Origin of the sequence: Mycobacterium sp. Aquia_213 (assembly GCF_026625985.1) — a bacterium.
In the GTDB taxonomy this organism is placed as follows: domain Bacteria; phylum Actinomycetota; class Actinomycetes; order Mycobacteriales; family Mycobacteriaceae; genus Mycobacterium.
Map to the genome: position 1 here is coordinate 1948789 of NZ_CP113116.1, position 22335 is coordinate 1971123.

General features: G+C 67.9%; 14 protein-coding genes. 11 read left to right on the plus strand and 3 right to left on the minus strand.

The features are described 5' to 3' along the window. The first annotated feature begins 103 nt into the window (after nucleotides 1–103). From LMQ14_RS09175 to LMQ14_RS09220, 10 genes are all read left to right on the plus strand, one after another. Nucleotides 104–349: a hypothetical protein gene (locus LMQ14_RS09175; RefSeq protein ID WP_267734433.1), complete on the plus strand. Its 246-nt coding sequence runs from the start codon at nucleotides 104–106 to the stop codon at nucleotides 347–349. Beyond that, complete coding sequence (locus tag LMQ14_RS09180; protein WP_267734434.1) at nucleotides 336–1100, plus strand: thioesterase II family protein; 765 nt, start codon at nucleotides 336–338, stop codon at nucleotides 1098–1100. Before LMQ14_RS09175 ends, LMQ14_RS09180 begins: the two co-directional genes overlap by 14 nt. After that, entirely contained in the window at nucleotides 1093–2412 is a 1320-nt protein-coding gene (locus LMQ14_RS09185; RefSeq protein WP_267734435.1) for a polyketide synthase, read from the plus strand. Before LMQ14_RS09180 ends, LMQ14_RS09185 begins: the two co-directional genes overlap by 8 nt. Next, on the plus strand, nucleotides 2412–5474 hold the full coding sequence (mbtD, locus tag LMQ14_RS09190) for a mycobactin polyketide synthase MbtD (protein WP_267734436.1): 3063 nt from the start codon (nucleotides 2412–2414) through the stop codon (nucleotides 5472–5474). Before LMQ14_RS09185 ends, mbtD begins: the two co-directional genes overlap by 1 nt. A 1-nt stretch (nucleotide 5475) precedes the next feature. Continuing rightward, the gene (locus tag LMQ14_RS09195; RefSeq protein ID WP_267734437.1) at nucleotides 5476–12054 is read left to right on the plus strand and encodes a non-ribosomal peptide synthetase; all 6579 of its coding nucleotides are present in this window, start codon (nucleotides 5476–5478) and stop codon (nucleotides 12052–12054) included. Further along, nucleotides 12051–16466, plus strand: a complete 4416-nt coding sequence (locus LMQ14_RS09200) for an amino acid adenylation domain-containing protein (RefSeq protein WP_267734438.1) — start codon at nucleotides 12051–12053, stop codon at nucleotides 16464–16466. Before LMQ14_RS09195 ends, LMQ14_RS09200 begins: the two co-directional genes overlap by 4 nt. Further along, complete coding sequence (gene mbtG / locus LMQ14_RS09205; RefSeq protein ID WP_267734439.1) at nucleotides 16463–17743, plus strand: NADPH-dependent L-lysine N(6)-monooxygenase MbtG; 1281 nt, start codon at nucleotides 16463–16465, stop codon at nucleotides 17741–17743. Before LMQ14_RS09200 ends, mbtG begins: the two co-directional genes overlap by 4 nt. Next, nucleotides 17740–17967, plus strand: coding sequence for an MbtH family protein (locus tag LMQ14_RS09210; protein ID WP_267734440.1), 228 nt, complete (start codon nucleotides 17740–17742; stop codon nucleotides 17965–17967). The genes mbtG and LMQ14_RS09210 overlap by 4 nt, the downstream gene beginning before the upstream one ends. A 153-nt stretch (nucleotides 17968–18120) precedes the next feature. Then, nucleotides 18121–18636: a hypothetical protein gene (locus LMQ14_RS09215; protein WP_267734441.1), complete on the plus strand. Its 516-nt coding sequence runs from the start codon at nucleotides 18121–18123 to the stop codon at nucleotides 18634–18636. A 62-nt stretch (nucleotides 18637–18698) separates the two neighbouring features. Then, the gene (locus tag LMQ14_RS09220) at nucleotides 18699–19202 is read left to right on the plus strand and encodes a hypothetical protein (protein ID WP_267735425.1); all 504 of its coding nucleotides are present in this window, start codon (nucleotides 18699–18701) and stop codon (nucleotides 19200–19202) included. Here LMQ14_RS09220 and LMQ14_RS09225 read toward each other — a convergent pair. The 3 genes from LMQ14_RS09225 to LMQ14_RS09235 form a co-directional block, all read right to left on the minus strand. Then, the gene (locus tag LMQ14_RS09225) at nucleotides 19199–20071 is read right to left on the minus strand and encodes a sigma-70 family RNA polymerase sigma factor (RefSeq protein WP_267734442.1); all 873 of its coding nucleotides are present in this window, start codon (nucleotides 20069–20071) and stop codon (nucleotides 19199–19201) included. The two genes, LMQ14_RS09220 and LMQ14_RS09225, sit on opposite strands and share 4 nt — an antisense overlap. Further along, nucleotides 20068–20664 (minus strand): carboxymuconolactone decarboxylase family protein, encoded by a 597-nt coding sequence (locus tag LMQ14_RS09230; protein ID WP_267734443.1) that lies wholly within the window; start codon nucleotides 20662–20664, stop codon nucleotides 20068–20070. Before LMQ14_RS09230 ends, LMQ14_RS09225 begins: the two co-directional genes overlap by 4 nt. Nucleotides 20665–20756: 92 nt before the next feature. Next, nucleotides 20757–21098 (minus strand): type II toxin-antitoxin system VapB family antitoxin, encoded by a 342-nt coding sequence (locus LMQ14_RS09235; RefSeq protein ID WP_267734444.1) that lies wholly within the window; start codon nucleotides 21096–21098, stop codon nucleotides 20757–20759. A gap of 156 nt (nucleotides 21099–21254) precedes the next feature. Between LMQ14_RS09235 and hrcA the strand changes: the two genes are divergently transcribed. Continuing rightward, nucleotides 21255–22286 carry a heat-inducible transcriptional repressor HrcA gene (hrcA, locus tag LMQ14_RS09240; RefSeq protein WP_267734445.1) on the plus strand — a complete coding sequence of 344 codons (1032 nt, stop codon included), beginning with the start codon at nucleotides 21255–21257 and terminating at the stop codon, nucleotides 22284–22286. Nucleotides 22287–22335 lie beyond the last annotated feature (49 nt).

The window sequence follows — 22335 nt, forward strand, 5'->3', positions numbered from 1 at the left end:
TCACCTGGGTTCCTTAGAGGGGGCTTGGTAGCAACAGCGCCGGGAGAGAGGATAGGGTAACCATCAAAAATTAGGGCAGCCTGTGCTAAGTGAGGGAGGTTTCGTGGTGCGTGCCCCCGCGTGCTCGGTGGACATCCGTGCGGAGGTAGCCGAACTGCTCGGCGCCGGTGTTGGCCCTGCTCAGTCGACTGACACCCTGATGCGTCAGGGCGAGGACTCGGTCCGACGGGTGTCGCTGGCCGGCGGGCCGCGGCTAGTAGTCGCAGGCTCTCACGCTGTCACCTTCGACGGGGCAGCCGCCCATAGCAACGCCGCCCATGCATCCAGTGAGCACTATGACGTTCCGTGATCTGATCAGCATGCCTTCCACATTTCCGTCCTGGATCAAGCTCGTACCGGGGCGCAGCGAGAAATCGTCTGAGGGCGTCACGGTGGTGTTTCCGCACGCCGGGGCGGCCGCCGCGAGCTACCGGGTACTGGCCGCCGCACTCGCCGCGGGCGGCGACACGTACATCGTGCAGTACCCCCAGCGCGCCGACCGGCTCGCCGAGCCTGCCCACGAGACCGTGCATGACCTTGCCCTCGGGCTCTTTGAGGCCGGGCCTTGGCGCAGTGTCGCGCCATTGCGGTTGTTCGGGCACAGCATGGGCGCCGTCGTCGCATTCGAGTTTGCTCGGGTGGCCGAGGAGCACGACGTCGCCGTGCAGAAGCTGTGGGCTTCCGCGGGTCCGCCGCCGTGCGTCGTCGCCGACATGCCCGAACTGCCGACCAGCGACGACGAGGTGCTCGCCGAACTCGCCGACCTGGGCGGCACGGATCCCGAACTGCTTGCCGACGAGGAATTCTCCGAGCTGCTGACCACCGCGATGCGCGCCGACTACCAGGCCTTCAATCGCTACGACCCCAGTCCAGACACTCGTATCGGCATCGACATCCACGTCCTGGGCGGCCGTGACGATCACCGCATCGCGATCGATGTGCTGCGGCGCTGGGAACGGCACACTGCCGGGACCTTCGAGCTGTCGCTGTACGACGGCGGACACTTCTACGTCTACGACCATGTCGATGCGATCGCCGCACAGGTGAACGCCAATGTCTGACAGCGGGGTCGAAGCCATCGATAACGACCCGATCGTGATCGTCGGGATGGCCGTCGAGGCACCCGGCGGAATCGACACCGCCGACGGCTACTGGGACCTCCTGGCACACGGTCGTGAGGCGCTGGGCCAGTTTCCGACCGACCGCGGCTGGTCGGTCGCCGACCTGCTCGCCGGCTCACGTCGTAGTGGATTCAAACAGATCCACGACCGCGGTGGATTCCTCAGCGGGGCAGCCACATTCGACCCGGAATTCTTCGGCATCTCGCCTCGCGAAGCAATCGCGATGGACCCACAGCAGCGGGTGACGCTGCGCGTGTCCTGGCGCGCGCTGGAGAACAGCGGCATCAACCCCGACGACCTGGCCGGCCACGATGTGGGTTGCTTTGTCGGCGCATCGATGACCGGGTACGGGCCCGAGATGGCCGAGTTCTCCCGGCACAGCGGCCATTTGCTCGCCGGGACGGCGCTGAGCGTGATCTCGGGCCGGGTCGCATACACGCTGGGGCTGACCGGTCCGGCGCTGACCCTCGACTCCTCGTGCGCTTCGGCGCTGGTGGCGTTCCACGTCGCGGTGCGCGCTCTGCGGGACGGCGATTGCGACCTGGCGCTGGCCGGTGGGGTCAACGTGTTGGGCTCACCCGGATTCTTTGTCGAATTCTCCAAGCAACATGCCCTCTCTGACGACGGCTACTGCCGTCCGTACAGCGCGCAGGCCAGCGGAACGGTGTGGGCCGAAGGATCGGCAATGTTTGTGCTGCAACGCAAATCGGCCGCGCTGCGGGCCGGCCGGCAGATCATCGCCGAGGTCCGCGCCACCGCCGTCAACCAGGACGGCCGCAGTGCTGGCCTGTCCGCCCCCAGCGAGGACGCGCAGGTCCGGCTGTTCCGCCGCGCGATCACCCAAGCCGGGATCAAGCCCGAGGAAGTGGGGATGATCGAGGGCCACGGCACCGGTACCCGGCTCGGCGATCGCACCGAACTGCGTTCGCTGGCAGAGACTTACGGCGACACCGAACCCGGCGCCGGAGCGCTGTTGGGTTCGGTGAAATCCAACGTGGGTCACTCCCTGGCCGCCGCCGGCGCGCTCGGGCTGGCCAAAGTTCTCGTCTCGGCCGAACACGGCGCCATCCCGGCCACCCTGCACGCCGGTGAACCCAGCCCGGAAATCGACTGGGAAGGACAAGGTTTGCGTCTGGCGCAGACTCTGACGCCCTGGCCGGCCATCGCCGGACAGCGGACGGCAGTGGCGTCCGCATTCGGTATCGCGGGCACCAACGCACATCTGATTGTCTCCATGCCCGAGGTGGCATAGTGCTCGATCACGTGTTGCCCGATGGTCGTGTCCCGGTGTTGCTCACCTCGCACGACAAAGGGCTCATTCGCCGGGATGCGGCGGCCATCCTCGACTACCTGGACCGCAGCGGGAACACCGCACCGGAGGTAGTGGCGGCGATTGCGTCGACGCTGCTGCGGCTGCGGCGGGTGCGACGGCACCGCGCGGTGGTACGCGCAGCCGACCGCACCGAACTCCTCGACGGCTTGTCCGCGCTCTCACACGATGACGAACACCCCCTGATCACCTGGTCCGCCAAGACCTCGGCGCCGCGTATCGCCTTCGTGTTTCCTGGCCAAGGCAATCAATGGCAGGCGATGGGGGCCGACGCCTACCGGAGGCTGCCGGCCTATCGGGAGACCGCCGACGCATGCGGGCAGGCGTTCGTCGCGGCCGGGTTGGTCTCGCCGCTGCCATACCTGGTGGGTGAGCAGGAGCAGAACTGGTCGCGCACGGAGATTCAGGGTGCACAGTTCACGCACGCGGTCAGCCTGGCCGCGGCATGGCGAAACTACGGGCTGGTTCCCGAGGTCACCGTCGGGCACAGCCTCGGCGAGGTCGCGGCAGCGTATGTGGCCGCGACGATCACGCTGGCGGACGCGGTCACTTTGGTCGGCGCGCGCGCTGCCGTCGTCGACCGGCTGACCGGCCGGTACGCGATGGCGGTGCTGGGTGTCGGCCTCGAAGAGGCCGAGTCCGTGCTGGCCGATGCGCCTGGCTGGCTGGAAGTTTCGGCGGTCAACGGGCCGTCGTCGACCGTGGTCTCCGGTGACCACGACGCCGTGGCCGCCGCGGTGCAACTGGCCAAGCGGCGAGGCATCTTCACTCACCAGCTGTCGGTCGACTACCCGGGCCACACCAGTGCGCTACGGCCGTTGCGTACCCCGCTGATCGAGCTGATACCCGACTCGGCCTTCCGGCCCTCAGGGGTGCGGTTCGTCGGCTCGACGTTCGGTACCGAGGTGGCCAGCGACGTCGACTTCTCCGAATACTGGTACGAGAACCTCTGTGGCACTGTGCGATTCGATCGGGCCGTGCGGCATGCGCAGAAACTCGGAGTCGACACGTTCGTCGAGCTGTCCGCTCATCCGTCGCTGCTCTATCCGCTTGCCGACATCGTCGACGAAGAGTCGACCGTGATCGTCGGATCGGGACATCGCGACAAATCCATCAGCGATTCGCTGTCGGCGAACCTCGCCGCCGTTGCGACCGCTGACCCGGGTAGCCCGTGGGCCAACGCCATCCCGAACGGTATCCAGCCGCCGCTGCCGAGATTCCCGAACGCGCAGATGCGGGCGGTGCATCTCTGGGCGACACCGGAACCGCTGACCGAAGCCGTCGCAGTTCCAGCGCTCACCGCTGCCGTCGAGGATTGGCAGCAGCTGACGGCACCGACTACGGCCGGTGCAACCGGTTGTGCCATCGGATTTTTCGGCGAGGCCGCGGCGGGCGCGCTGACCCAGCAACTGATCGACGCCGTTGCCGCGCATGACGGTTGCCAGGCGGTGCCGCTGCGCGAGGCCGAAATCGTCGCGGTCATTGCCCCGGAGCTCGACCAGTTGGATGCGCTTGCCGCGATCGAGCAGATCGCCGGCCGGTCCGACGCGGGCCTACCCGATTACGCCGCGGTCATCGGCCCACGATGCCGGGCCGTCTGGTTGCTCACCGTCGGTGCCGAACAGGTCGATCGAGATGAATCGGATGTCTCGCCGGCACAGGCCGCCCTGGCCGCGATGCATCGCAGCGTCGGTTTCGAATTCCCGGACCAGGCTTTCGGGCACCTGGACCTGCCAAGCCGTGACGTCGACGCCCCGACCGCACTCGCGGTTGTCGACGTGCTGATCGGCGACGCGGCCGAGATCGCTTTGCGGGGCCCCGAATCGCCCCGACGCCATGTCCGGACGTTCCGGGAGTGTCGCGAATCGGCAACCAGCCGACCACTGGATGCCCCCGCGCTGGACAACGTCGTGATCACCGGCGGTAGCGGAGCGATCGGCCTGCAGTACGCGCGGTACTGCATCGAGCACGGGGCGCGCACGGTTATCCTGTTGAGCCGCAACGGTGTTGATCCTGACGCGTTGGCGCGGCTCGCCGAAAACCATGATGCGGTGGTCCAGGCCCCACTGTGCGACATCACCGACCGCACCGCGTTGTCCGCTGTCGCATTCCAATATGCGGGCGCCGGTGCGTCATTGCTGATCCACACGGCTGGCATCGCCAAAGCGGTGGTGCGCGAGGATCTCACCGGCACGGATGTGGCCGAGGTATGTGACGCGAAGGTTCGCGGATTGGCGTTGCTCGCCGAGGTCTGGCCGGCGCAGCCCGACTGCCGGATTCTGGCCTGTTCGTCCGTGTTTGGCGTATGGGGCGGCTACCACCACGCGGCGTACGCGGCGTCCAACCGGATGCTCGACGTGCTGGCTGCCCAGTTGCGGGCCCGCGGCCGGGACTGTGTTGCCGTTCGATGGGGACTGTGGCAGGCCGCTGGTGTGGTGGCGGCCAACGAGATTACCCGCACCGAGCGTTCCGGTCTGATTGCCATGGACCCCGAACTGGCGATCGAAGCCAGCTTGTACCGTTACGACGGCGATCCCCTGATTTTCGACGCGGATTTCGACCGGCTCGCGGTCTTCTTCGAAAGCCAGGGAATGCCAATGCCGTTCAGCGACCCGGGCAGCAGCGACAGCTCCGAGCGTGACAACGGCTCCGCCGCGAAGCCGCTCGCCGATGTCGTACGCGCCGAGCTCGCCGCGACATTGCACCTGGGTGATTCGTCCTCGATTGACCCGACTGCGTCTCTGATCGACCTCGGTGTGGACTCGTTGCTCGCGCTGGATCTGCGCAAGCGGCTACGCCGGACGGTGGGGAGCTCGGTTCCGGTGGGCCGCATGCTCGGCGGCATCACCGTGCACGAATTGATCAATGCGTTGGGCTCGGGCTCAACCGGCGGGCCGAAGGCTTCGCCGAGGTTGGCAGCCGGCGCCGCCCCGATCGGGGCGCAGCACTCGACGCTCGCGATGCTAGAAAGGTTGGACTCCTAGCGTGACTGACACCTCCAATGCCGGGCTCGACGAAATGCGCCTGGAATTGTTACGCCGCAAGATCGCTGAGCGCGGCCTGGACAGGCCCGAGGCCGACGGGGCAGTGGCGACCTTCGACGAGCCGCGCATGTCCGGTGGTCAGCACCGGATGTGGTTCGTGCAGTCGGTCGACCCCGACAGCGCGCTGCTCAACGTCTGTGTCTCGTATCGCGTTACCGGCGCCGTCGACGTGACGCGGCTGGGGGACGCGGTCGCTGCCGTGGCTGCGCGTCACCCGGTGCTGCACACGACCTACGAGACCGACACCGACGGCTTCCCGTACCCGGTGATCCGCGAGGATCTACGGCCGGACTGGGCCGAGCATGACTTGTCGGGCCTGACCGATCAGTCGCGGCGGTTGCGGCTGGATGTGTTGGCGCAGCGGGACTTCGGCCGACCGTTCGACCTGGCCAAGGATTCGCCGCTGCGGGTCACCGTGGCGCGCTTGTCGGCCGACGAACTGATGCTGTTGTTCACCGCCCACCACATCGCGTGGGACGACGGGTCATGGGCGCCGTTCTTCGCCGATCTGACGCGCGCGTACACCGACCCGGACGGCTTCGCTGCCGCGCCGGCGGCGCCGGCCCCCGCGGTCGAGCCGGGATTCGCCGACGCCCCCAGCCATGACGAGGACGCCGCCTACTGGCGGCCACTGATCACGAATCTCCCGGAACCACTTGAGCTTCCGGGTGCCAACGGTTCGGTGGTGCCGAGTACCTGGCGCGCACAGCGCACGACCACGCGGTTGCCGGCCGACGTTGTCGATCGGGTAGCGGCATTGGCCCGGGAAACCGGCGCCACCCCCTACATGGTGTTGATGTCGGCCTTCGCCGCACTGGTCCAGCGCTACACGCAGGCGAGTGACTTTCTGGTCGCGGTGCCGGTGCTGAATCGCGGCGTCGGGACCGAGGACGCCATCGGCTACTACGGCAACACCGTGGTGATTCGGCTGCAACCGCACTCCCACCAGACATTCCGGGAACTGCTGACCCAAACCCGTGACAGCGCCGTAGGCGCGTTCGCGCATTCACGCGCTGACCTGGATTGGCTGGTGCGCGAGTCCAATCCCGACCGCCGCCACGGCGCGGACCGGATGACCCGGGTGAGCTTTGGGCAGCGGGACGCCGACGGCCCCGGCTTCTGCCCGCCGGGTGTGCAGTGCGCGCGCGCCGAACTGCGCGGTCACTTCAACCAGCTGCCACTGAGTTTCATGGTGGAACTGGACCGCTCGGCGAACGGCGGCGGATTGGTCGAGGCGGAGTATCTGGTCGAGGTGCTGGATCGTCCGCTGGTGGAACAGCTACTGCGGCACTACGTCGTATTGCTGGACAGCGCGCTGAGCCACCCCGACGCGGCGCTGTCCGCCTGCGCGCTGATGAACGACGAAGACGCCGAGTGGCTGCGTCAGGTGTCGACGGGCGAAGAGTTCACCACTCCGGCGGCCACGTTGCCGGAGTTGGTCAGTCGGCGCGCAGCGCAGTCGCCCGATGCCGTGGCCGTCGGTTACGAAGGCCGCAACTACACCTACCGGGAGATCGACGAAGAGTCGAACCGGGTGGCGCACTGGCTCATCGAGCAAGGTATCGGGACCGAGGACCGGGTCGCACTACTGCTGGACAAGTCGCCCGAACTCGTCGTCACGGCGCTCGGCATCCTCAAAGCGGGCGGGGTGTATATGCCGGTGGACCCCACCTACCCGCAGGATCGAATATCGTTCATCCTGGGTGATGCTGACGCCAAACTGGTTCTGCGCGAACCGGTTACCGGCTTGTCCAACTACCCGGTCGCGGCGCCCGAGTTGATCCGCCCGCTGAGCCCGCACAACACCGCCTACCTGATCTACACGTCGGGTTCGACCGGGCTGCCCAAGGGTGTTCCGGTGCCGCACGCGCCGATCGCCGAGTACTTCGTGTGGTTCGGCGACGAATACCAGATCGACGCAACAGAATCGCTGCTGCAGGTCGCTTCGCCCAGCTTCGACGTGTCGATGGGCGAGATCTTCGGCACGCTGATCATGGGCGCCCGGCTGGTGATTCCGCGACCCGACGGGCTGCGTGACATCGGCTACCTGACCGATTTGCTCAGCCGCGAAGGCATTACCTCGATGCACTTCGTGCCGTCGCTGCTGGGGCTTTTCCTGTCGCTGCCCGGCGTCAACCAGTGGCGCACCCTGCGGCGGGTACCCATCGGTGGGGAGGCGCTGCCCGGCGAGATCGCCGACAAGTTCCACGCCACTTTCGACGCGCTGCTGTACAACTTCTACGGACCGACCGAGACCGTCGTCAACTGCACCAGCTACCCGGTGCAGGGCAGCCAGGGCACCCGCATCGTGCCGATCGGCCGGCCCAAGATCAACACGCAGGTGTATCTGCTCGACGACGCGCTACACCCCGTCCCGGTGGGCGTGATCGGCGAAATCTACATCGCCGGAACACATGTCGCGCAGGGCTATCACCGCAGGCCGGGGCTGACGGCGGAACGTTTCGTCGCCGACCCGTTCACGCCGGGCGGGCGGATGTACCGCTCGGGTGACCTGGCCCGCCGCAACGCCGACGGAGATATCGAGTTCGTCGGCCGAGCCGATGAGCAGGTGAAGATCCGCGGCTTCCGCATCGAGTTGGGCGAGATCGCCGCCGCCATCTCGGTCGACCCCAGCGTCGGGCAAGCCGTCGTGCTGGCCGTGGACCTGCCCCGGCTGGGCAAGAGCCTCGTCGGATACGTGACCCCGGCCCCGGATTGCGGCACCGAATCCGTTGACGTCGACCGTATCCGGGCCCGGGTCGCCGCGGCGCTGCCGGACTACATGACGCCGGCCGGCTACGTGGTGCTCGACGAAATCCCGATCACCGCGCACCAGAAGATCGACCGGACTGCGTTGCCGCAACCCGAGATCGCGGCCGGCGCCGAATACCGCGACCCGACGACGCCCACCGAACGCCGGATCGCCGCACTGTTTTCCACCCTGCTCGGCCACGACCGGGTGGGCGTCGACGACTCGTTCTTCGATTTGGGCGGCCACTCGCTGGTGGCCACCAAGCTGGTCACCGCGATCCGCTCCGATTGCGGTGTGGAGCTCGGCATCCGCGACGTCTTCGAGTTGGGGACGGTGGGCCTGCTTGCCGAGCGGGTCGACCAACTGGGTTCCGGCACCCCCGTCGAGTCGCGGCCGAAGCTGATCGCGACCGCGCACGACGAGCCGTTGCCGCTGTCGGCGTCACAGCTGCGCAGCTGGTTCGCGTATCGCATCGACCGGCCCAGCTGGGTCAACAACATTCCCTTCGCCGCGAAGCTGAGCGGGCCGTGGGATATCGAGGCACTGATCGCCGCGATCGGCGACGTCGTCGCCCGCCACGAAATCCTGCGGACCAGCTACGTCGAAATCGACGGCGTGCCGTATCAAGTGGTCAATCCGGCCGGTGATCTCCCGATCCGCCGCGCGGACTTCGACGGCGCCGCCGAGGACAGCGAAGCCTGGCTGACCGAACAGCTCGACGCCGAGCGGCAGCACTGCTTCGAGCTGGACGCCGAGCGGCCGATCCGAATCGCGGTGCTGCGCACCGACGATGGCGAACATGTGATGTCCTTTGTGGTCCACCACATCGCCTCCGACCACTGGTCGGCGGGCGTGCTGTTCTCCGATGTGCTCACCGCGTATCGGGCCCGGCGCGCCGGAGAGGCTCCATCCTGGGCACCACTTCGGGTGCAGTACGCCGACTACGCGGCATGGCAGGGCGCGTTCCTGGGCGATTCGGGTGGGCAGGGATCCACCGTCGCGAGCGAGCAGCGGGAGTACTGGACCCGGCAGCTGGCCGGGATGCCGGAGGACACCGGTCTGCGGCCGGACTTCGCGCGTCAGCCGGTGCCCAGCGGCGCGGGTGAATCCGTCGACTTCGCCATCGACTCGGCCACCCGCGGCAAGCTCGCCGAGTTGTGCCGCGAGCTCGGCATCACCGAATTCATGCTGCTGCAAACGGCCGTCGCCGTGGTGCTGCACAAGGCCGGCAGCGGGGTGGACATCCCCCTGGGGACCCCGGTAGCCGGACGCACCGAAGCCGAATTAGACCAATTGATCGGCTTTTTCGTCAATATCCTGGTACTGCGCAACGACCTGGACGGCAACCCCACCCTGCGCGAAGCGCTGGCCCGGACCCGCGAGACGGCCTTGGCCGCCTACGCCCACCAGGATCTGCCGTTCGACCGGGTGGTCGACAGCGTGAGCCCGGTGCGTTCGTTGTCGCGCAACCCGCTGTTCCAGGTCGTGGTGCACGTGCGTGATCACCTGCCCCCCACCCGGGTCATCGATTCTGGACCCGACGCCCGCGATGGCGAGGACACGGTGATCACCTCGCTGGATCCGATCTTCGACATGGCGCATGCCGACCTGAGTGTCAACTTCCTGGGCACCAACGGCACCGACGGCTCCGGGTACAACTGCAACGTCATCTACCGCACCGAGCTGTACAGCAGGTCGACGATCGAGCGGGTGACCGGCTGGCTGGCCCGGATCATCACCGAGTTCGCCAACAATGTCGATCAAACTCTGCGCGACGTTGCGGTGATCGACGACGACGAACAGCACCGCATTCTCGACGAGTGGAGCCGCGGTGCCCGGGCACCACACGACCGACCGCGCACCATCCCGGAAGTGCTGGCCCCCAGCCGCAATTGGGGTCCCGACCGGATCGCGGTGCGCTGCGGTGGTGAACACATCGATTACCCCGCGCTGCACCGCCGTTCGGACAACCTGGCCGCGCTGCTCACCGAAAGCGGGGTGACGCCGGGGTCGCTGGTCGGCCTATCGACTCGACGTGGCATCGACATGGTGGTGGCGCTGGTCGCCATCATGAAAGCCGGTGCCGGCTACTTCCCGATCGATCCCGGCTACCCGCTGGCACGCAAGCAATTCATGCTCGACGACGTCGCGCCGCCGGTGGTGCTGGCGACCGCCGAAGCCGCGGACAGCACGCCGGAAATGCCTGGGGTCACCCTGATTTCGCTGGACGACCCCCAGGTGCGTGCCGTGCTGGACAGCAGTGACGCGGCCGACCCGGCGACGCAGAGCCTGCCGCACCCCGACGACCCGATGTATTTGGTGTTCACGTCCGGGTCCACCGGCAAGCCGAAGGGCGCGGTGGGCACGCACCGGTCGATGTCGGCCCGGCTGGACTGGCAGTTGCGGCATTACCCGCCCTGCGCCAACGACATTCGCTTGGCGCAAGCCTCGATCACCTTCCTCGAGGGCGGTATGGAGATGCTGGCCGGCTTGGCCGCCGGCGCGACGATGATCCTTGCCGACGATGCCGAGCATCGCGACGCCGAAGCCCTCGGAGCGCTGATGCACCGCCACTCGGTGGCACAGGTGACGGCGGTGCCCAGCCTGGTCTCCGCCCTGGTGGACACCCGGCCCGATGTGGTCCGATCCCTGTCGCGGCTGGTCTGCGGCGGCGAGCCGGTGAGCGCGTCGCTGCTGCAGCGCCTGGTCGCCGCGTGTGCCGACGCCGCGGACATCCAGCTGCTGAACAACATCGGCTCCACCGAAACCTCCGGTGCGGTGTCTCGCGGGCGGCTCGGTCTGCCGAATCCGCGTGTGGGCAAACCGGTCCCGGGTGCGGACGCCTACCTGCTCGACGACGGGCTACGCCCGGTGCCGGTCGGTGTGGTCGGCGAACTGTATTACGCCGGCGACCAGCTGGCCCGGGGTTACTGGAAGCGGCCCGGCTTGACCGCAACGCGGTTTGTCGCCAATCCGTATGCGCTGGAACCCGGTTCGCGGCTATACCGCAGTGGCGACCTGGCCCGCTGGACCGAGGACGGCGAGCTGGAATTCGCCGGCCGCATCGACCATCAGGTGAATGTGCGTGGCTTCCGCGTCGAATTGGGTGAGCTCGAGGCGGCATTGGCCGGCGCCGACGGTGTGGCCGCCGTGGCGGCCCGTACCTGGGAAGTGCGCGGCGGCCTCTCGTTGGCCGGATATGTTGTGCCACAACGCCCCATCACCGACGACGCGGAGAAGGCGGCGTTCGCCAGCGCGGTGCGTGCCGCGATCGCGACCACACTGCCGGGATACATGATGCCGTCATCGTTGACGGTGCTCGACGCCCTGCCCAAGACGGAGTCGGGCAAGCTGAACCGCCCCGGTCTTCCGAAGCCGGCGGTCAGCACCACCGCCCAGACCGAACCGGCGCGCACCGACACCGAACGCGCGCTGGCCAAGGTGTTCGCCGAACTGCTGTCGACCGCGGAGGTCGGGCGGTTCGACGACTTCTTCGCCCTCGGCGGAGACAGCATCCTGTCGGTGCAGCTGTCATCGCGGGCCCGTGCGGCCGGCCTGGCCGTCAGCCCGCGCATGGTCTTCGAGCATCCGACGCCTGCGCAGTTGGCCGCTGCCCTGGATGCCCTGGGCGATGCGCCGGCCGGCACCGAGCTGACCGGTCAGGAGGCGGATACCCGCTTCGAGCCGATGGCCGCGTCCGGTCTCTCCGCCGACGATCTGGCCGCGGTGACGCAGCTGTGGTCGTCGTCGCGCGACGGAACGTCATGACCGCTACCAAAACCGATGTCGCGCCGGACATCGAGGACGTGATGGCGTTGAGCCCCCTGCAGGAGGGCTTGTATTCGCTGAGCGCGCTCACCGAATTCGCCGAAGGTGAGGCGGCCGACGATCCGTACATGATCGGAATGGCCGCAGACATCTCCGGTGCGCTCGACGTCGAGCTGTTACACGGCTGCGCGATAAAGATGTTGGCGCGACACCCGAACCTGCGGGCCAGCTTCTTCAGCCGCGGGATCGCGCGTCCGGTGCAGATCGTGCCATCCCGGGTCGAGCTGCCCTGGCAACTCGTCAAGGCCTCGCCCGAAGATGTGCAAGCGTTGGAGGTCGGCGAACGCCGGCGACCGTTCGATTTGGAACGCGGGCCGGCCATCCGATTCATGCTGATCGAATTGCCGGGCCCACAATGGCGTTTGGTGATCACCGCCCACCACATCGTGATCGACGGTTGGTCGTTGCCGGTGTTCGTCAACGAGCTGATGATCCTGTACGGCGCCGGGGGAGATCCCGCGGCGTTGCCCATCGCGCCGCGGCCGTACCGGGACTACATCGGGTGGCTCGCGAGCCGCGATCCGGAGGCCAGCCAACAGATTTGGCGCCGGCACCTGGCCGGCCTGCCAGGTCCCACCTTGCTGGCCGCGGTGCTCGGCTCGGCCGAGGCGGCCGAGGGACAGCCGACGGGGTTGGCGCGCACCACCGAACTGCGGCTGCCGGCCGAGGTGGCCGCGCGACTGGTCGACGGCACCCGATCACGCGGCATCACCGTCAACACCCTGATGCAAATGGCATGGGCCCTGGTGTTGTCGCGGCTGACCGACACCCATGACGTGGTCTTCGGAGTCACCATCTCCGGCCGCCCGCCCGAGCTTGAGGGCGTCGAAACGATGATCGGCCTGTTCATCAACACCGTGCCGATGCGGGTGCGGCTCGACCCGGCCGCCGGCGTCGGCGAGCAATGCCGGGTGGTGCAACGCGATGCCGCGCTGCTGCGTGAGCACGGCTATCTCGGGCATGCACAGTTGCGCGCCCTGGGCGGGGTGGGCGAGATGTTCGACACCCTGCTGGTCTACGAGAACTTCCCGATGGACGGACTGGTCGCCGGCGGTGAATTGACCGCTGGCAGTGCGAGATTCCGGCCGTCCGCGCTGGAAAGCCTGTCCCACTTCCCGATCGCGATCGCTGCCCACCTGGAGGGCCGCGAACTGGTGGTGCTGGTCGAAGTGCGCGACGGTGCGCTGGGGTCCACCACCGGCGAGCGGCTGGGCCGGCGAGTGCTGAGCACCGCCGAACGACTGCTGCAGGCTTGGGAGCGGCCGCTGCGTGAGGTCAGCGTCCTCTTCGAGGACGAGGTGGTCACGGCCGTAGGCGCGGCGGCTCCGCCGGCGGTCGGCATCCATACCCGCTTCGCCGAGGTCGCTGCCAAGACACCCGAGAACGTCGCGGTCAGCTGGGCGGGCGGCACGCTGAGCTACCGCGAGCTCGACGCTCGTGCCGATGCGCTGGCCGCCCGGCTCGCCGAGCGCGGGGTGACGTCCGAAAACCCGGTGGCCATCCGGCTTTTCCGCAGCCCGGAGTACATCGTTGCGATGCTCGCAGTGCTCAAGGCCGGCGGCATGTGCGTGCCGATGGAGCCGTGGCTGCCCCCGGAACGGGTGGAGTCGATTCTGCGCCAAACCGGGGCGTCGATCATCGTCGATCAGGAACTGCTGCAGGCCGGCGAACAGGACGCCACCGACTTCCACCCGGTCGAGGTGCCGCCGCAGCAGGCCGCGTATGTCGTCTTCACCTCGGGAACGACGGGAGAACCCAAGGGCGTCATAGGAACTCACGCGGCAGTCGGCGCGTATGCAGACGATCATCTGGACAGCGTGCTGCGGCCCGCGGCCGCCCGGTTGGGTCGCCCGCTGCGCATCGCGCATGCCTGGTCGTTCGCGTTCGATGCCGCCTGGCAGCCCTTGGTCGCGCTGCTCGACGGCCATGGTGTGCACGTCGTCGACGAGCGGACCCAGACCGACGCCGAGGCCCTTGTCGCGGCGATCGCCGAGCACGGCGTCGACATGATCGACACCACGCCGTCGATGTTCGCCCAACTCGCCGCGTGCGGTTTACTCACGACGGTTCCGCTGGCGGTGCTGGCGCTGGGCGGGGAAGCACTCGGTAGCTCCGCCTGGGCCCTGATCCGCAGCGAGTGCGCGCGAACCCAGTTGCGCGCGTACAACTGTTACGGCCCAACCGAAACCACCGTCGAGGCGGTAGTGGCCGCCATCACGGACTACGACGAGCCGTCGATCGGACGGCCGACCCAGTACACCCGCGGCTACGTGCTGGACACCGGGCTGCGTCCGGTGCCCGTCGGGGCGACCGGCGAGCTGTACCTGGCCGGCGCGCAGCTGGCCCGCGGCTATCTGGGCCGCCCGGGGGAGACCAGCCACCGATTCCTCGCCGATCCGTTCGCTGCCGGCGAGCGGATGTATCGCACCGGCGACTTGGTGCGTCGAGGGCCCGACGGCTCCCTGCAGTACGTGGGGCGCGCCGACGCGCAGGTGAAGATTCGCGGCTACCGGGTCGAACCCGGTGAGATCGCCGCCGCGCTGGAATCGCACCCGGCCGTGCGGCACGCCGGTGTTGTGGTGCGGCGTCTGCAAACCGGAGCGCGGCTGACCGCCTACGTCGTGATTGCCCAAGCGGCCGCACACCGGCCGTCGGCGGCCGAGCTGCGCGGCATGCTCGGTACCCGGTTGCCGCGCTACATGATTCCGCAGCGCATCATCACCGTCGACGAAATCCCGCTGACCGCAAACGGCAAACTGGACGAAGCCGCGCTGAGCGCATTCGATGCGACGGATACCGCAGAAGCCGGAGCCGAGCCCGAAACGCCCACGGAAGCCGCACTGGCCGAACTGCTTTCGGAGTTGCTGCAGCTACCCCGAGTCGACGTCGCCGCGGACTTCTTGCAGCTGGGCCTGGACAGCATCATGGCGTTGTCGGTGGTGCAGGCGGCGCGGGCGCGGGGCATCGCGTTGCGCGCCCGGCTCATCCTCGAATGCGCCAACGTCCGGGAACTGGCGGAGGCAATCGATTCCGAAACAACCTCTGCTGCAACGGAAGTCGAGGACAGCGTCGGACCCATGCCGGTGCTGGCCAACGGCCGCTGGCTCTACGAATACGGCGAGCCGCGCCGGCTGGCGCAGACCGAAGCCATCCGGCTGCCCGACGACGTCACCCGCGAACAACTGGATGCCGCGCTGGCCAGCATCTTCGCGGGGCACGAAGTGCTCCGCACGCGATTGGACCGCGCCACCATGACCCTGGTTCCGGCACCGGCCACCGAGGCTCTCATCGAGGAGGTAGTCCTCTCCGAGGATCTGCAAACCGTGGTCCCCGGGCACGTCGCACGGGCCGTCGAGCGTCTCGACCCCGAGCGCGCAGTGCTGCTGGCCGCGGTGTGGCTTCGCCCCCCGACCGGGCCGAGTGTTCTGCTACTGGCCGCCCACGTGTTGGCAATGGATCCGGCTTCCTGGCGGGTCGTTCTCGGCGAGCTGGACGCCGCGCTGAGAGCGTTGGCCACCGGCCAGTCGCCGGCACCGATCCGGGAGCACACCGGTTACCGGCGCTGGGCCGGTGCCCTCACCGAGCGCGCCGCCCAGTTGGACACCACGCAGTTCTGGGCCGGGCAGCTCGAAGGCGACGATCCCGATCTCGGTGCCCGACGGGTGGATCCGGGCCGCGACCGGGCCCGTGACCTGATCGTCCGGATGGTCGCCGCCGATGCGGAGACCACCCAGCGGCTGCTGGATTCCGGCCTTCCGTTGCCGCATCTGCTGGTGGCTGCCACGGCGGCGACGGTGACCCGCTGGCGGCAGCGCCGAAACCAAGCCACGCCGCCACCGCTGCTGGCGCTGGAAACCCATGGCCGTGCAGACGGTTTGGTTGACGAGCCCGGCGCGCACACCATCGACACCGGCGACACGGTCGGACTGCTCAGTTCCATCTATCCGGTCCGGGTGGCCTCGACCGACCCGCGGCAGGTCGGGGAGCGGTTGGCGGCCATCCCGGGTGACGGACTCGACTACGGCTTGTTGCGCTATCTGCGCGCCGACACCGCCGCGCACCTGGCCCCGCTGCCCGACCCGCAGCTGCTGCTGAACTATCTCGGCGCAGCCCACACCGGGGGCGGGACCGTGCTGAAGCCGGAGCGCGGACTGCTGGCCGGGGTATCGCCGCAGCCGGAACCGGATCTGGCGGTGCGCCACGAACTCACGATCATGGCGACCGTGCTGCCATTCGATGGCCAGCGTGTCCTGGCGGCGCAGTGGCGCGCGCTGCCCGACATTCTCGACGACGCGGATATCTCTGCTTTGCAACAACTTTGGATTGAATCACTGCGGGAGGTGGTGAGATGAGCACGCTCGCGATCCTGGGCGCCGGCGCCAAGGCGGTGGCCGTGGCCGCCAAGGCGAAGGTATTGCGCGACATGGGTGTCGAGGTCCCCGACGTGATCGCTGTCGAACGCACCGGGGTCGGGGCGAACTGGCAGGCGAGCGGCGGCTGGACCGACGGGGCGCACCGGCTGGGCACCAGCCCGGAAAAGGACGTCGGTTTCCCCTACCGGTCGGCGCTGGTGCCGCGCCGCAACGGCGAGCTCGACGAGCTGATGACCCGGTACAGCTGGCAGTCCTATCTGATCGCGACCGCGGCGTTCGCCGAGTGGATCGACCGGGGCAGACCCGCTCCGCCGCATCGCAAATGGAGCCAGTACCTGGGTTGGGTCGCCGATCAGGTCGGCATGAAAGTGGTGCACGGCGAGGTCGACGGCCTCGGCGTCGACGGTGACCGCTGGGCGCTGCACACCCACGAGACGACCGTGCACGCAGATGCGTTGATGATCACCGGACCGGGTCAGGCGGAGAAATCGCTGCTGCCCGGCAACCCACGAATGATGTCGATCGCCCAATTCTGGGACCGCGCGGCCGGCCACGACCGCATCACCGCCGAGCGGGTCGCGGTGATCGGCGGCGGTGAGACGGCCGCTTCGATGCTCAATGAGCTTTTCCGGCACCGGGTTTCGACGATCACGGTTATCTCGCCGCAGGTGACGTTGTTCACCCGCGGCGAGAGTTTCTTCGAGAACTCGCTGTTCTCCGATCCCACCGACTGGACCGCGCTGACGCTGGACGAGCGCCGCGACGCGCTGTCGCGCACCGACCGCGGCGTGTTCTCGGCCAACGTGCAAGAGGCGTTGTTGGCCGATGACCGCATCCGCCATCTGCGCGGCCGGGTCGCCCACGCGGTGGGCCGCGACGGGCAGATCCGGCTGACGCTGTCCACCAACCGGTTCAGCGAGAACCTGGAGACGGTGCACGGTTTCGATCTCGTCATCGACGGCTCCGGCGCCGACGCGCTCTGGTTCACCTCATTGTTCAGCCAGGACGCGCTCGACACCCTCGAGTTGGGTCTGGGCGGACAGCTGGCGTCCGATCGACTGCAAGAGGGGATCGGCTACGACCTGTCCCTGTCCGAGGTGACCCCCAAGTTGTTCCTGCCTAACCTGTCCGGCCTCACCCAGGGGCCCGGATTCCCCAACCTGAGCTGTCTCGGCCTGCTTTCGGATCGCGTGCTGGGGTCCTGGGTCGGTCCGGCGAGTTTGTCCCGATACCAAACGATGACGGAGAAAAGATGAGCACTAACCCTTTCGACGACGACAACGGCACCTTCTTCGTACTGGTCAACGATGAGGAGCAACACAGTCTGTGGCCCGTCTTCACCGACGTTCCAGCGGGTTGGCGCGTGGTGTACGGCGAAGCAACTCGGGCCGAGTGCCTGGACTACGTCGAGCAGAACTGGCCCGACATCCGGCCGAAGAGCCTGCGTGAGTCCATCGCCGGGAGCCGGTCGGCCGGTTAGCCAGCAAACCCAAAATTCTGGGCTGCTACACAGGTTGCACACAGATTAGTCAGTGTGATCTCGCGTAGCATCTGTCACAAGGTGCACAACTACACCATCTACACCAGGTGTGGGTGACATTCCGTCACGGCGCTGCACTTCGAAGGGGGAATCATGAAATCCGTCAAAACCATCGTGACAGGTGTGGCCGCACTGGGTGCTCTTGGTGCCGCGGCCATCGGCGTCACCTCGATCGCCGCCGTCCCGGCCGCCCAGGTGCAGCTCGCCGCCGTCGGCGCGCCGTTGCCACAGGACCCACCGCCGCCCGTCCCGGCGCCCGCTGCCGGCGTTCCTACCGCGGACCAGCTGACCGGCCTGCTGACCAGCCTGGCCGACCCGAGCGTGTCGTTCACTAACAAGGGCAATCTGGTCGAAGGCGGCATCAGCGGAACCGTGGCACACATCGCGGACCGCAAGTTGGAAAAGGCCGCCAAGAACGGCGACCTGCCGTTGACGTTCAACATCACCAACATTCAGCCCGGCGCTGCGGGAACGGTGACGGCGGACGTCGCGGTGTCCGGACCGAAGCTGCCCAACCCGGTGATCCAGAACGCCACGTTCGTCAACCAGGGCAGCTGGATGTTGTCGCGCGCTTCGGCGATGGAGCTGATTCAGGCCGCCGGGCAGTGAGTAACATCCGTCACGCTGGCCCGGAACGGGCCTCTAAAGGGGGAAACGTGAAATCCGTAGCTATGAGCATGGCGGCGCTGGCCATCGTTGGCGGCGCCGCCGCCGGCATCGCGTCGGTCGCAGCGCCGGCGACTCAGGTGCAACTGGCCGCGGTTGGCGCGCCCTTGCCGCAGGAGCCGCCGCCTCCTCCCGCGCCGGCGCCGGTGGGGTCGGGCCTGCCGACGGCGGAACAGTTGAGCAACCTGTGCATCCAGGCCACCGATCCCGGCGTGGGCTACTCCGTCAAGGTCGGGCTGGTCGAAAACGGCATCAATCCCGACGAGGGCCACGTTGCCGACCACGACCTGCGCAAGGCCTACCGGAACGGCAACTTCCCGGAGACCTTCACCGTGACGAACATCGTGCCGGCCGGACCCAATACGGCCGCCGCCCAGGTGGCTATCGCGGGTCCGAAGTTCGCCGGGCCGGTCGACAAGCAACTGGTGTTCGTTCAACAGGGTGGCAACTGGGTGCTGCAGCACGACGCCGCGCTGGCATTGCTGCAGGCCGCGACCGCGGTGAACTAGCCGGATACGGCGCTCAGGTCGAGCCGGGCGATGCGCTCCGGGTCGGCCAGCACGTCGATCGCGGCGACCACGCCGTCGCGCACCACGAACGCCATGATCGAGGCGGGCCGGCCGGCGACGAACACCACCGCGCCGGCCGCGCCGTTGACGGTTGCGGCGCGGACCTCGCGATCGGTGCCCGCGTAGCCGCGGGCCAGCTGAGCCACCGACGACGCCCCCTCGGCGCGGAAAAGTCCTGCGCCGGAACCGAAGTCGCCACGTAGCACCACGTCGGGATGCAGCACCGTCACCAGCCGGTCGAAGTCTCCGGAGCGCCCGGCCGCGAAGAAGGCGTCGACGGCCTCGCGCTGCGCGGCGATGTCTGCGTCGGGAAGCGGGTCCGCCTCCTGGATGCGCCGGCGCGCGCGGCTGGCCAGCTTGCGGGTCGCTTCCGGGGTGCGGTCGACGATGGGCGCGATCTGGTCGAACGGCACGGTGAAGACGTCGTGCAGGACGAACGCCAGCCGCTCCGCCGGCGCCAAGGTGTCCAGCACGACGAACAACGCCAGGCCCACCGCGTCGGCCAGCATCGCGCGGTGTTCGGGGTCGAATTCGCCGTGGGTGTCCACGATCGGGTCCGGCAGCTGGGCGACCGGCTCCTCGCGATGACGGGAGTGGCGGTCCCGCAACGTGTTCAGGCAGATGCGGGCCACCACGGTGGTCAGCCAGGCGTCGAGGTTGTCGATGCCTTCGGCGGAGCTGCGGTTTAGCCGCAGCCAGGCTTCCTGCACGGCATCCTGCGCGTCGTCGACCGAGCCCAGCATGCGGTAGGCGATGGCCCCCAGCTGCGGCCGGGCCGCCTCGAAACGGTCTGTCAGTGAGGCCGTCACGGGCGGCCGGCGTCGGGCAGCGCGCACACCCGGTTGCCGGAGAAACCGGTCGAGCCGATGCCGAGCGCGATGTTGAACCGGGCACGCATGTTGCCCAGGTTGATGACGTGGGTGAGGCCGACCAGCTGCGGCGGGTCGAAGTGGGCGCGCAGCGCGTCGAACAGCGCATCGGTCACTTCAACCGGGGTGCGGCTCATCGCGGTGGCGTACTCGAGGATCAGCCTGTCGACGTCGGAGAAGCACGCCGCGTTGCGGTAGTCGGTGATGGCCAGCAGTTCCTCGTCGGTGATGCCCCACTGGCGGGCGATCTGCGAGCCGAGATCGATGCAGTACTCGCAGCGCACCGTCGTCGCCGCCTTCAGCTCCGCCAGCGCGCGCTGACGTGGGGTGAGGATGTCCAGCTTCGATTCGGCCTGTTCGAGCTTGCCGTAGGCGCTGAGCAGTTTGGGGATGTAGGCATACATCCGCAAAGGTTCGAGCATGCCGGCCGTTTCCAGTCCGGCCAGCTGCGCGAGCTTGCGTTTGGTGAAGAAGAAGGCGATCTTGGCGCCCAGGCTGGCGTCGCGGTCGGAGACTCCCTGAAGCCGGGACATGGCGAACCTCCCGAATAGTCCTGAACAGTCAACGTGCGGGCCGCTGTGGCCCTCACTACGTCGACACCCGGCGACGCGCAAACGTGACCGGGCTAATGCCCGAACGTCGAACCCGATCCCTGGGTCTGCTGGCTCAGCGGTATGTCCATGTCGTACACCCGGGCGTGGAACACGGTGCGATTCCGCAGCGCGGCTTGCACCGCGCGGTGCAGGCCGTCCTCGAGGTAGATGATGCCTTTCCACCGCACGGCATGCGGGAAAAGATCGCCGTAGAAGGTGGAGTCTTCGGAGAGCAACCGGTCCAGGGCCAGCACGGTCGTCGTGGTGACCAGTTCGTCGAGCCGGATCTGCTGCGGCGGTATCTGGGACCAGTCGCGGTAGGACAGCCCGTGTTCCGGATAGGGTTTCCCGTCTCGTACGCCCTTGAAAATCATTGGCGGATCTTCTCCGATGCATCGTCGAGGCCCTACCGATACCTGCTGGACAGGCTAGCCGCAAAGTTGTCGGAAGTGCGCGGCGGACGCGTGCGCAGCGAGGTCAGCGCGATGTGTGAGACCGTAAAATGAACGCGATCAAGGAGGTAGCAACTAATGGGTAGTGCTGACGACCGTCGCTTCGAGGTGCTGCGCGCCATCGTCGCCGACTTCGTCTCCACCAAGGAACCCATCGGTTCGAAGTCGCTTGTCGAGCGGCACAACCTCGGGGTGTCCAGCGCCACGATCCGCAACGACATGGCGGTGCTGGAGGCCGAGGGCTACATCACCCAGCCGCACACCAGCTCCGGGCGGGTGCCCACCGAGAAGGGTTACCGCGAATTTGTCGACCGGATCGACGACGTCAAGCCGTTGTCGTCGGCCGAGCGACGGGCGATTCAAAGCTTCCTGGAATCCGGCGTCGACCTCGACGACGTGCTGCGCCGGGCGGTGCGGCTGCTGGCTCAGCTGACCCGTCAGGTGGCCGTCGTGCAGTACCCGACGTTGTCGACGTCGACGGTTCGGCATCTGGAAGTGATCGCGCTGACGCCGGCGCGGCTGTTGATGGTGGTGATCACCGAATCCGGGCGAGTGGATCAGCGCATCGTCGAACTCGGCGACGTGATCGACGATTACGAGCTCTCCCAGCTGCGCGAGATCCTGGGCCAGGCCCTGGAAGGCAAGAAGCTCTCCGCGGCCTCGGTCGCGGTGGCCGACCTCGCCCAGCAGCTGGGCGGCCACGGCGGGCTGGGCGACGCGATCGGCCGTTCGGCGACGGTGTTGCTGGAGTCGCTGGTGGAGCACACCGAAGAGCGCCTGCTGATGGGCGGCACCGCGAACCTGACCCGCAACTCGGCGGACTTCGGCGGGTCGCTGCGCTCCGTTCTGGAAGCACTCGAGGAGCAGGTGGTGGTGCTGCGGTTGCTGGCGGCTCAGCAGGAGGCCGGCAAGGTGACGGTGCGCATCGGCCACGAGACGGCGGCCGAGCAGATGGCGGGCACATCGATGGTGTCTACCGTGTACGGCACCATGGACACCGTGTATGGCGGTATGGGTGTGCTGGGACCCACCCGGATGGACTATCCGGGAACTATCGCCAGTGTGGCCGCGGTTGCTCTTTATATTGGCGAAGTCCTGGGTGCTCGATGACCGCGCACCCGCAGGGTTTGTGGACAGCCGCGTAGGCGCGGCACAAGAA